Source organism: Enterobacter cloacae complex sp. P47BA, assembly GCF_014930485.1.
Taxonomy (GTDB): domain Bacteria; phylum Pseudomonadota; class Gammaproteobacteria; order Enterobacterales; family Enterobacteriaceae; genus Enterobacter; species Enterobacter bugandensis.
In genome coordinates this window covers 111,840-122,656 of record NZ_JADBRF010000018.1, presented here as the reverse complement: position 1 = coordinate 122,656, position 10,817 = coordinate 111,840, and the positions used below count along the sequence as shown (strand labels likewise).

The window sequence follows — 10,817 nt, the reverse complement described above, 5'->3', positions numbered from 1 at the left end:
CTTACCGCTCATGGGCACCTCTCTTTAAGCCATCTTAAATGACTCTGAGGTGTCTGTTAAACCTGTGGCGATTCACACAAAGTGATCTAAGCAAGTTGGTCAGGGACCATCTTTTGGGAAAAATGTCATTCGCCCTATCGAAGAACACTCGTTCCAGCTCACGGGCACTTTTTCCTGTAGCAAGGCCGAGAGCTAATATGCCGCCTATTGATGTCCCTGTAATGAGGTCAAAATAATCGCCAATTTTAATATCCTGATTAGGGTGTTTGCTGGCAAGTATCCTCTCAATCTCAGAAAGGACACTGATCGTAAACATTCCCCTGGCCCCCCCGCCATTAAGACTTAGTATCCGCACGCCATAGTGATTTCCTGCACTTATGTCAGACATAGCCAGCTCCCCTCGGAAAGATAGCTATAAGATATGTCCGCTTTTGTAGTTTTCAATGCACATATAACCAGCATATTTGAAATATGGTTAAAATAACTATGTTATGGAAATTAATTGAATATTAATTCTTATTTTTGTTTTATTTATGGAATTAAAATCTAAATATGTCATTTTCTGGCTAATTTGACGAAAGGAAAATCCATGGCACATGCAGCCATCACCTCACTCAGTCTTGGCTACATGAAACAATCTTGGTGTTATCACCGGTGAGCAAGGAATTGAGAGCTAAGCCTTGAAACAGAGGCATATGTGGGAAAGTCAGTGGAAAAAATGATGGATCCTAATCTCCCTGTTCAATCGTAACGAATTATCGCCCTTTACTCTTTTCCAGATCCGACTTGGATGTTGTTCATCCAGGCCGCTAAACGTTGCTGTCGCCGGGCCATCTCGTCACCATTTCTCCTGTCTGGCGGGCAAATTTTCCAAAGATTTATTCTCTCCCGACGGCATCATTTCTGATGAATTTGCCATCGATGAAAGGCTGATTTCTACTCCCAGCACGGTAAACACTTTGAACAGGCGTTCAATACTCGCACTGGCTGGATTGGCCTCCAGACGAGCATAGGTTTGCTGGGTCACACCTAACCTTTCAGAGACGTCTTTTCGCGTCAGCCCATTCGCTTTACGAAAGCCAAGCAGCATTGGACGCAATTGGGTAAGTATTTTTATCGGATAAACATTTTTCATCGTGGGTAGGCCTCTATATGGTTTGATACACCCTGTAAGCTGTATTTACATAATTACACCTTAAAAGCTGTTAAATCAAAATTACAGCTTAAAAGCTGTTCAAAAGTCATAACAGCCTGTTGCTATTAATATGGACAGGAAGAATACGTAGCACTGGCAGACGCAAACCAGACTTGGATTGATAACGGCCACTGCTGTTTATTGTTGAATCCGTCTAACCTAATTCCAGTTCAACTATTAAAATAGAACCGGCATAGCGGATACATTACGCACGTTGTTACCTTGTATCATCAGGATGCCGTTGACTGACCTGCCCCCATTATTAAATACAGCCATCAGTTAGTAATGTCGGTTTGTTTACCTTCACATTTTCCATTCCGCCACCGTGCTGCAAACTCTGATGGCGTCTGATAATTCAGTGCTGAATGTGGACGACACTCGTTATAATCCTGCCGCCAGTCATTAATGACTTTCCTGGCGTGAACGATATCGCTGAACCAGTGCTCATTCAGACATTCATCGCGAAATCGTCCGTTAAAGCTCTCAATAAATCCGTTCTGCGTTGGCTTGCCCGGCTGGATTAAGCGCAACTCAACACCATGCCCAAAAGCCCATTGATCCAGTGCGCGGCAGGTGAACTCCGGCCCCTGGTCAGTTCTTATCGTCGCCGGATAGCCCCGAAACAGCGCAATGCTGTCCAGAATGTGTGTCACCTGCACGCCTGAAATCCCAAAGGCAACAGTGACCGTCAGGCATTCCTTCGTGAAGTCGTCCACACAGGTCAGGCACTTGATCCTGCGACCGGTGGCGAGCGCGTCCATGACAAAATCCATCGACCAGGTCAGGTTGGGCGCCGCCGGGCGGAGCAGCGGCAGACGTTCTGTTGCCAGCCCTTTACGACGTCGCCTGCGTTTTACGCCCAGCCCTCTCAGATGATAAAGGCGGTACACGCGCTTGTGATTAACATGAAGGCCTTCACGGCGCAGTAACTGCCAGATGCGGCGGTAGCCAAAACGCCTGCGCTCCAGTGCCAGCTCAGTGATGCGCCCTGATAAATGCGCATCAGCCGCCGGACGCTGAGCCTCATAGCGGCAGGTCGACAGGGACAAACCTGTAAGCCTGCAGGCACGACGTTGCGACAGACCGGTCGCATCACACATAAACTCAACGGCTTCCCGCTTCTGGTCTGTCGTCAGTACTTTCGCCCCAGAGCCACCTGGAGTGCCTCCTTATCCAGCATGGCTTCGGCAAGCAGCTTCTTGAGCCTGGCGTTCTCTTCCTCAAGCGACTTCAGGCGCTTAACCTCGGGCACCTCCATACCAGCATACTTCTTACGCCAGGTATAAAAGGTGGCGTCGGAAATGGCGTGCTTGCGGCAGAGCTCACGGGCAGAAACCCCGGCTTCAGCTTCGCGGAGGATACTGATGATCTGTTCGTCGGAAAAACGCTTCTTCATGGGGATGTCCTCATGTGGCTTATGAAGACATTACTAACATTGCGGTGTATTAATCAACGGGGAGCAGGTCACTTCATGAAATTAAAATATGCGGAGTACTTTCTGCCCTGAAAAAGACGCTTCCGTGAAAAGCAGATAAACCCTGATGAGAAAAGATGGTGATCACTAACTGACTAGTAGTGATGTTAATTCACGTTTTTTGATTTTTAAGTTCGATACAACTACGTGATAATTTATAGTTTTTATGGGAAAGTTATGCGTTTTACTGAGGGGTGGCATTCTTCAGTAGGGTAAAAATTAATCTTCCTACAAATTAGTTCTTATATATTGAGATGCTTGGAAAGAATCCGGACTTATGAGTATACGCCATGCTCTAAACGCAAAATTAATGATACGACCATTAAACCTCCCTCTTCAGGGTCAATGGCTTCAGTGGGTGTTTTCCAGGCTAATGCTCTGTTAGAGGTATTGCACCATTTCAAAGCAGAATCTCTGTTCCCCTCAAAAAGCGCTAACGCTTTTAGATGTAGAACACTTTTGGTCATCATCTGTGATCCTGAATGACTTTTTAGTACTTCAAAAAGGTTGCTTCGTAGAGTCATTGTTTCGGGTCGTTACAAACTGAACTGTGGCAACCTTGCTTGTCATGATTTCCGAACCTACCTGTCGGGGCACAGATAATGCCAGCAAAGATACTATTCCATACGCTATCCCAAAAAGTTACTTTTCTATAGCAACCTAAACCAGTGTGGTTGTGACCAGTCCCCGGTATTAAACACCATAGTCAGTTAATAATATCAGTTTTCTTTCTTTTTCCCATTTTGCCAGTCTATTGCAAACTCCGCTGGCGTCAGAAAATTCAGTGAGGAATGAGGCCGACATGCTCTGCACTCTGACCTGATAGCATAAAAAAACTGGCTTTTTAGGCCAGTTTTACAGAGTTGCAAAGGTGTAGGTATAGTTTTTCTACACTAACGTGTCATGGTAACAAACTCTTCCGCCGCCGTAGGGTGGATCGCCACGGTGTTGTCGAAGTCTTTCTTGGTCGCACCCATCTTCAGCGCCACCGCAAAGCCCTGCAGGATCTCATCCATGCCGAAGCCGATGCCGTGGATACCGACAATCTTCTCTTCCGGGCCCACGCAGACCAACTTCATGCGGCACGGCTGACGGTGAGAGGTGACGGCGGTATACATCGCGGTGAACGCGGATTTATACACTTTCACCTGGTCGTCGCCGTACTGCTCGCGCGCCTGCGGCTCGGTTAAGCCGACGGTGCCGATTGGCGGGTGGCTAAAGACCACGGTCGGGATGTTGCTGTAGTCCAGATGCTCGTCCGGCTTGTTATTGAACAGGCGCTCGGAGAGACGACGGCCCGCCGCAACGGCCACCGGCGTCAGTTCAACCGCACCGGTGTTATCACCGACGGCGTAAATGCCCGGTACGCTGGTGTTCTGGAACTTATCGACGACGATGTAGCCTTTTTCGTCGGTTTTCACGCCGGTCACCGCCAGGTTAAAGCTGTCGTTCGCCGGTTCACGGCCAATCGCCCAGATCAGGCAATCAACGGTCTGGCTGCGGCCATCTTCCAGCTCAAGGGTCAGGCTGCCGTCCGCGTTTTTAACGACCGCTTTAGGCACGGCGTTGGTGTGCAGGGTTGGGCCTTCGGTGTTCATCACTTCAACCAGCGTATCGACGATCAACGGGTCAAAGCTGCGCAGCGGTGCGTGTTTACGCACGAACAGGTGCGCTTCTGCACCCAGGCCGTTAATCACGCCAGCCAGCTCAACCGCGATGTAACCTGCGCCCACAATGGCCACGCGCTCAGGCAAGGCAGGCAGCTCGAAGAAGCCGTCGGAGTCGATACCGTATTCCGCGCCCGGAATATTCGGATGGCTCGGACGGCCGCCGGTGGCGATCAGGATATGATCGGCGGTGATCGTCTCGCCGTTCACTTCGATCGTTTTCGCGTCCACAAAGCGGGCGAAGCCGTGAATCACGTCGACGTTATTTTTGCCCAGCACGTTGTCGTACGAGGTGTGAATGCGGTCGATGTAGGCGGTACGGCTGGCGATCAGCTTGTCCCAGTCGAAATTGTTGATGGTGGTGTCAAAGCCGTAGTCCGGACCGTACATATGGATCGCTTCACGGATTTGCGCCGCGTGCCACATCACCTTTTTCGGTACACAACCCACGTTCACGCAGGTGCCGCCCAGCGCTTTGGCTTCAATCAGCGCACATTTCTGGCCGTACATGGCCGCGCGGTTGATGGAGGCGATGCCGCCGCTGCCGCCGCCGATGGCGATGTAGTCATAATGCTTAGTCATAGCTTTTGTCCTTAATCGTGAATTGCCGCGATTGTATACCTGAAATCAATAGTTTCCACCGATGGCTGCAATTACTCCGGCACGATCCAGCTGACGGTGGCGTGGCCCGTTCCGGCTGGCACCAGCGTTTTGTGCAGCCACGGCAGCACGTTGTTCATCTGCGCTTCCAGCTTCCACGGCGGGTTAATGACGATCATGCCGGAAGCGGTCATGCCGCGCTGGTCGCTGTCCGGGCGTACCGCCAGCTCAATCTGCAGGATTTTACGAATGCCGGTCGCCTCAAGGTCTTTGATCATGCGCTTAATCTGCGCGCGCAGCACCACCGGGTACCACAGGGCATAGGTTCCGGTCGCAAAACGTTTGTAGCCTTCGTTGATGCCGGTCACCACCGCCTGATAGTCGGTTTTGATTTCGTACGGTGGGTCGATCAGCACCAGGCCGCGACGGGAAACCGGCGGCAGCTTGGCTTTCAGCTGCTGGTAGCCGTCCGCTTTGTCGACGCGGGCGCGGTTATCTTTCTGAAATTCCGAACGCAGCAGCGGGAAGTCGCTCGGGTGCAGTTCGGTCAGTTGGAGGCTGTCCTGCTCGCGCAGCAGCTGGCGGGCAATCAGCGGTGAGCCAGGGTAGTAGCGCAGCTGGCCGTTGCGGTTGAAGTGATTCACCACGCCAATGTAAGGCTCCAGCTCGGCGGGCAGGTCGTCCTGCTGCCAGATGCGGGCGATGCCCTCAAGGTATTCGCCGGTACGCTCGGCATGCTCGCCGCTCAGCTGATAACGGCCCGCGCCCGCATGGGTGTCCAGATAGAGAAACGGCTTCTCTTTCTCTTTAAGCGATTCAATGATCAGGCTCTGAACGGTGTGTTTGAGGACGTCGGCATGGTTGCCAGCGTGGAAGCTGTGGCGATAACTGAGCATGGGTAATGGTATTCCGCTGAATTGACGATTTGCCACAGTTTACAGCAGAACGGCACAGATTACCCGCAGGCCCGGTAAGCGCAGCTATTGAAATCCTCTACACTTAACCCCATTACTGAAAACAATATGCACAGCGCCGGATGCGCGCTTCATTCACCTATTTCAACAGGACAGCGTTTATGACCAATCCATTACTGACGCCTTTTTCGTTGCCACCGTTTTCTAAAATCCTCCCTGAGCATGTGGTTCCAGCCGTTACCCAGTCGCTGGACAACTGCCGCGCGGCGGTAGAAAGCGTGGTTGCGCAGGGCGCGCCGTACACCTGGGAGAATCTGTGTCAGCCGCTGGCCGAAGTGGACGACGTGCTGGGGCGTATCTTCTCCCCGGTGAGCCACCTGAACTCGGTGAAAAACAGCCCGGAGCTGCGTGAAGCCTACGAACAAACCCTGCCGCTGCTCTCTGAGTACAGCACCTGGGTCGGCCAGCACGAAGGGCTGTACAAAGCCTACCGCGACCTGCGCGACGGCGACCATTATGCCGAACTGAACACGGCGCAGAAAAAATCGGTTGATAACGCCCTGCGTGATTTCGAACTGTCCGGTATCGGTCTGCCAAAAGAGAAGCAGGTTCGCTACGGTGAAATCGCTGCGCGCCTGTCCGAACTGGGTAACCAGTACAGCAACAACGTCCTTGACGCCACCATGGGCTGGACGAAGCTGATTACCAACGAAGCAGAGCTGGCGGGTATGCCGGAAAGCGCACTGGCGGCGGCGAAAGCCCAGGCCGAAGCGAAAGAGCAGGAAGGCTTCCTGTTAACGCTGGATATCCCGAGCTATCTGCCGGTGATGACCTACTGCGACAACCAGGCCCTGCGTGAAGAGATGTACCGCGCCTACAGCACCCGCGCCTCCGATCAGGGGCCGAACGCGGGCAAATGGGATAACAGCCCGGTGATGGCGGAAATCCTCGCCCTGCGTCACGAGCTGGCTCAGCTGCTGGGCTTCGACAGCTACGCGGATAAATCCCTCGCCACCAAAATGGCCGAGAACCCGCAGCAGGTGCTCGATTTCCTGACCGATCTGGCCAAACGCGCTCGTCCTCAGGGTGAGAAAGAGCTGGCCCAGCTGCGCGCCTTTGCGAAAGCGGAGTTTGGCGTGGACGAGCTGCAGCCGTGGGATATCGCGTACTACAGCGAAAAACAGAAGCAGCACCTCTACAGCATCAGCGACGAGCAGCTGCGCCCGTACTTCCCGGAAAACAAAGCCGTCAACGGCCTGTTTGAAGTGGTGAAACGCATTTACGGCATTACCGCTAAAGAGCGTACTGATATTGACGTCTGGCATCCGGACGTACGCTTCTTCGAACTATATGACGAGAAAAACGAACTGCGCGGCAGCTTCTACCTCGATCTCTACGCGCGTGAGAACAAGCGCGGCGGGGCGTGGATGGACGACTGTGTGGGCCAGATGCGTAAAGCAGACGGTTCCCTGCAAAAACCGGTCGCCTATCTGACCTGTAACTTCAACCGTCCGGTAAGCGGCAAACCTGCGCTGTTCACCCACGACGAAGTTATTACCCTGTTCCACGAGTTCGGTCATGGCCTGCACCACATGCTGACCCGCATCGAAACCGCCGGCGTCGCCGGTATCAGCGGGGTGCCATGGGATGCGGTCGAGCTGCCAAGCCAGTTTATGGAAAACTGGTGCTGGGAGCCGGACGCGCTGGCGTTTATCTCCGGCCACTATGAGACCGGCGAACCGCTGCCCAAAGAGCTGCTGGATAAAATGCTGGCGGCGAAAAACTACCAGGCGGCGATGTTTATCCTGCGTCAGCTGGAGTTCGGCCTGTTCGATTTCCGCCTGCATGCCGAGTTCAGCCCGGAGCAGGGGGCGAAAATCCTCGAAACGCTGGCCGAGATTAAAAAGCAGGTTGCCGTTATTCCAGGGCCAACCTGGGGCCGATTCCCGCACGCGTTCAGCCACATTTTCGCGGGCGGCTACGCGGCGGGCTATTACAGCTACCTGTGGGCCGACGTGCTGGCGGCGGATGCCTTCTCTCGCTTCGAGGAAGAGGGGATCTTCAACCGCGAAACCGGCCAGTCGTTCCTTGACAACATCCTGACCCGCGGCGGTTCTGAAGAGCCAATGGTGCTGTTCAAACGCTTCCGCGGCCGCGAGCCGCAGCTGGATGCGATGCTTGAGCATTACGGGATCAAAGGCTGATTGTTACGTGAAGATCTGCTTAGTGGATGAAACGGGCGCCGGAGACGGCGCCTTATCTGTTCTGGCGGCCCGCTGGGGGCTGGAGCACGATGAAGAGAACCTGATGGCGCTGGTAATGACGACAGCACATCTCGAATTACGCAAGCGCGACGAGCCGAAGCTCGGCGGGATTTTTGTCGATTTTGTCGGTGGCGCGATGGCGCACCGGCGTAAGTTCGGCGGCGGTCGCGGCGAAGCGGTGGCCAAAGCGGTCGGCATTAAGGGGAGCTATCTCCCGGACGTGGTGGACGCCACGGCGGGGCTGGGACGCGATGCGTTTGTGCTGGCGTCGGTGGGCTGTCATGTGCGGATGCTGGAGCGTAATCCGGTTGTCGCCGCGCTGCTCGACGACGGGCTGACGCGAGGCTATGCGGACCCGGAAATCGGCCCGTGGCTGCAGGAGCGTTTGCAGCTTATCCACGCGTCAAGCCTGACGGCGCTGACGGACATCACCCCGCGTCCGCAGGTGGTCTACCTCGACCCGATGTTCCCGCATAAGCAGAAAAGCGCGCTGGTGAAGAAAGAGATGCGGGTATTTCAGTCGCTGGTGGGGCCGGATTTAGACGCAGATGGCCTGCTGCAGCCTGCTCGTCAGCTCGCGACGAAGCGGGTGGTGGTGAAGCGTCCGGATTACGCGCCGCCGCTGGCGGACGTTGCTACGACCAACGCGGTGACCACGAAAGGGCATCGGTTTGATATTTATTCGGGTACGCCAGAATAAAAAAAGCCGGGTGGCGGCTTCGCCTTACCCGGCCTACATTCAGTGCCGCTTTTTTTGCACTTACTCGTCTTCTTCGTCGCGCAGCGGAACAATCAGCATGTCCACGTGAACGGTGTTAATCAGCTGGCGTGCTGAAGACATCAGCTTGCTCCAGAAGTCCTGATGGTGACCGCATACCACCAGATCCATATCGTATTTCTTAATCGCATCAACCAGCACCTGACCCAGGTCGCCGCTGCCGCTCAGGGTTTCGGTGATCGGATAGCCCGCGTTGGTGGAGAGCTCGCTCAGCGCGTGATGCGTTTCTTCAGAGATGCGTTTCTGCATATCGCCCAGATTGACGTCGATCAGACCGGTGTAGAGGTCGGAGTAATTCACATCAACGTGAATCAGGGAGACTTTCGCGTTGTAGGGACGTGCCATAGATACCGCTTTATCAACCAGCACTTTGCTCTCCGGGGAGAGATCTACCGCGATAAGAATGTGTTTGTAAGCCATAGTGTTACTCCTTCCTTAAGTTATCGATGACTAAATGGGAAAGCCGTCGTCTGATGCTTTCATTACGGCCCAGTTAAACATATTTTTCAAGCTTTGGTGTTGATAACGATTAACCTTGTGGCAAAAAAATTAACGGATCTCCTACACTATTTAATGAGCCGTTCGGATATTAAAACGCGAACCGGATCGACTTTTAGTCATTCTTTCACTGAACTGTCTGTCAGGGCATTGGGGTGCGGTAGCTCAGGAGCCTTGCTTCGTGGGCGGACGCCGGGGAGGATGTATGATTAGCACCGTCGCATTGTTTTGGGCGTTATGCGTAGTTTGCATAGTGAATATGGCGCGCTACTTCTCATCGTTACGTGCGCTGTTAGTGGTACTTCGTGGTTGCGATCCGTTGCTGTATCAGTATGTGGACGGTGGAGGGTTCTTCACCTCGCATGGACAGCCCAGCAAGCAGATGCGTCTGGTGGGGTATATCTACTACCAGCGCTACCGCGATCATCACGATGAAGAGTTTATCCGTCGCTGCGAGCGTCTGCGTCGTCAGTTCATTTTGACCAGCGCCCTGTGTGGGCTGGTCGTGGTCAGTATGATTGCGTTGATGATTTGGCACTGAGTACCACAACAGGCGGGGATAACCCCGCCTGCTTTCCTCTGGTTCAGGGCTTCACTGAGAACCGCAGATTGGAGATATTGGTCTCGATCGAAATAACCTTCCCGCTATAGGCGATATTAACGTGTCCGTTTGTATCAATGCTGGCCGCAGTGATTGTACCCGTACCTTCAATGACAGGATGCTTCATTGCCAACTGATGGATAATGTCGGTGTCTTTTCCTGTTATCTTTTCCGAGAGATAGTAACGGTAGATTGTGGGTACGGTGGCGCCACCCTGATTGTTCACGGTCATATAGAGCCAGACGCTGTCAGATAATTTATAAACGCGTTGAAGTTTATCGCCCTCTTGCTGGTTGGGCTGGTGGTTGAGCCACACAAATCCAATGACCAGAGCCAGAAGCGAAACAGTAACAAGGCGATGAATCCATTTAGTAGCCGTTTTGAATGGCATACTCTATTCCTTCTCTGATATTGCGTTGGTCCGTTGGATCGTCCCCGTAAGGCGGCTTTTCGTGCCATTTTCCCCATTCAGGTTTTGACGTGCCAGCACGGCCTTGAGCCCAACCAGCACCCATAAGAAGGATGTTTGCAGGTATGCCTGCTGCAGTTCCGGCGGCTCCGAAGTTGAAATTACCAAATGCAGCAAAATAAGGGTCGAATTTTTTGTAATCCCAGGGACCACCATTTCGGACTTTTTGGTAGAACCAGTAATACGTTGAGGGAGTGGCCATGTTACGCGACATGCCATGGAGACGTGCTTCACGCATATTATTTGCTATAACTATTGAGCCAGGTCCTGAAATTGGGACAGAAGCCATACATTCTCCTTTGCCTGGTTTTTCTTCTGGCCGTCATCATAGTGTTATTTTCGCAACTCTTTTGAGCA

General features: G+C 53.1%; 11 protein-coding genes and 1 pseudogene. 3 read left to right on the top strand and 9 right to left on the bottom strand.

Translation table 11 applies throughout. The features are described from left to right. Nucleotides 1-79: 79 nt before the first annotated feature. The 6 genes and pseudogenes from IM299_RS18025 to IM299_RS18000 all read right to left on the bottom strand — a co-directional run. Nucleotides 80-388, bottom strand: a pseudogene (locus tag IM299_RS18025) (patatin-like phospholipase family protein); the annotation flags it as partial. Nucleotides 389-838: 450 nt separating this feature from the next. Continuing rightward, nucleotides 839-1,135, bottom strand: coding sequence for a helix-turn-helix transcriptional regulator (locus tag IM299_RS18020; protein ID WP_193357898.1), 297 nt, complete (start codon nt 1,133-1,135; stop codon nt 839-841). A 335-nt stretch (nt 1,136-1,470) separates the two neighbouring features. Beyond that, a protein-coding gene (locus IM299_RS18015) for an IS3 family transposase (RefSeq protein ID WP_193357897.1) occupies nt 1,471-2,591 on the bottom strand; the annotation gives its coding sequence in 2 pieces (ribosomal slippage) (nt 1,471-2,333 and nt 2,333-2,591; 1,122 coding nt in all). Between the two features lie 353 nt (nt 2,592-2,944). Continuing rightward, complete coding sequence (locus tag IM299_RS18010) at nt 2,945-3,139, bottom strand: MbcA/ParS/Xre antitoxin family protein (RefSeq protein ID WP_023309557.1); 195 nt, start codon at nt 3,137-3,139, stop codon at nt 2,945-2,947. A gap of 423 nt (nt 3,140-3,562) precedes the next feature. Continuing rightward, nucleotides 3,563-4,918, bottom strand: a complete 1,356-nt coding sequence (gorA, locus tag IM299_RS18005) for a glutathione-disulfide reductase (protein WP_193357896.1) — start codon at nt 4,916-4,918, stop codon at nt 3,563-3,565. A gap of 71 nt (nt 4,919-4,989) precedes the next feature. Next, the gene (locus tag IM299_RS18000; protein ID WP_041911862.1) at nt 4,990-5,832 is read right to left on the bottom strand and encodes a 23S rRNA (adenine(2030)-N(6))-methyltransferase RlmJ; all 843 of its coding nucleotides are present in this window, start codon (nt 5,830-5,832) and stop codon (nt 4,990-4,992) included. A 179-nt stretch (nt 5,833-6,011) separates the two neighbouring features. On the opposite strand from IM299_RS18000, the gene prlC reads away from it, so the two are divergent. Beyond that, on the top strand, nt 6,012-8,054 hold the full coding sequence (prlC, locus tag IM299_RS17995; RefSeq protein ID WP_045631431.1) for an oligopeptidase A: 2,043 nt from the start codon (nt 6,012-6,014) through the stop codon (nt 8,052-8,054). A gap of 7 nt (nt 8,055-8,061) precedes the next feature. Next, nucleotides 8,062-8,814, top strand: coding sequence for a 16S rRNA (guanine(1516)-N(2))-methyltransferase RsmJ (rsmJ, locus tag IM299_RS17990; protein ID WP_163333514.1), 753 nt, complete (start codon nt 8,062-8,064; stop codon nt 8,812-8,814). 60 nt (nt 8,815-8,874) lie between these two features. Here rsmJ and uspA read toward each other — a convergent pair whose 3' ends face one another. After that, nucleotides 8,875-9,312: a universal stress protein UspA gene (gene uspA / locus IM299_RS17985; protein WP_003861223.1), complete on the bottom strand. Its 438-nt coding sequence runs from the start codon at nt 9,310-9,312 to the stop codon at nt 8,875-8,877. 283 nt (nt 9,313-9,595) lie between these two features. Here uspA and uspB point away from each other — a divergent pair, with 283 nt between their 5' ends. After that, nucleotides 9,596-9,931 (top strand): universal stress protein UspB, encoded by a 336-nt coding sequence (uspB, locus tag IM299_RS17980; protein ID WP_003861224.1) that lies wholly within the window; start codon nt 9,596-9,598, stop codon nt 9,929-9,931. A 43-nt stretch (nt 9,932-9,974) separates the two neighbouring features. Here the strand turns inward: uspB and IM299_RS17975 are convergent, their stop codons facing one another. Next, nucleotides 9,975-10,382, bottom strand: coding sequence for a hypothetical protein (locus IM299_RS17975; RefSeq protein ID WP_028014736.1), 408 nt, complete (start codon nt 10,380-10,382; stop codon nt 9,975-9,977). Further along, complete coding sequence (locus tag IM299_RS17970; protein WP_059354438.1) at nt 10,360-10,749, bottom strand: polymorphic toxin type 44 domain-containing protein; 390 nt, start codon at nt 10,747-10,749, stop codon at nt 10,360-10,362. The genes IM299_RS17975 and IM299_RS17970 overlap by 23 nt, the downstream gene beginning before the upstream one ends. Between the last annotated feature and the right edge of the window lie 68 nt (nt 10,750-10,817).

Coding starts and splice junctions, on each gene's coding strand:
- IM299_RS18020 (WP_193357898.1), bottom strand. CDS start 1,135: ATGAAAAATGTTTATCCGATAAAAATACTTACCCAATTGCGTCCAATG.
- IM299_RS18010 (WP_023309557.1), bottom strand. CDS start 3,139: ATGATGACCAAAAGTGTTCTACATCTAAAAGCGTTAGCGCTTTTTGAG.
- gorA (WP_193357896.1), bottom strand. CDS start 4,918: ATGACTAAGCATTATGACTACATCGCCATCGGCGGCGGCAGCGGCGGC.
- IM299_RS18000 (WP_041911862.1), bottom strand. CDS start 5,832: ATGCTCAGTTATCGCCACAGCTTCCACGCTGGCAACCATGCCGACGTC.
- prlC (WP_045631431.1), top strand. CDS start 6,012: ATGACCAATCCATTACTGACGCCTTTTTCGTTGCCACCGTTTTCTAAA.
- uspA (WP_003861223.1), bottom strand. CDS start 9,312: ATGGCTTACAAACACATTCTTATCGCGGTAGATCTCTCCCCGGAGAGC.
- uspB (WP_003861224.1), top strand. CDS start 9,596: ATGATTAGCACCGTCGCATTGTTTTGGGCGTTATGCGTAGTTTGCATA.
- IM299_RS17975 (WP_028014736.1), bottom strand. CDS start 10,382: ATGCCATTCAAAACGGCTACTAAATGGATTCATCGCCTTGTTACTGTT.
- IM299_RS17970 (WP_059354438.1), bottom strand. CDS start 10,749: ATGGCTTCTGTCCCAATTTCAGGACCTGGCTCAATAGTTATAGCAAAT.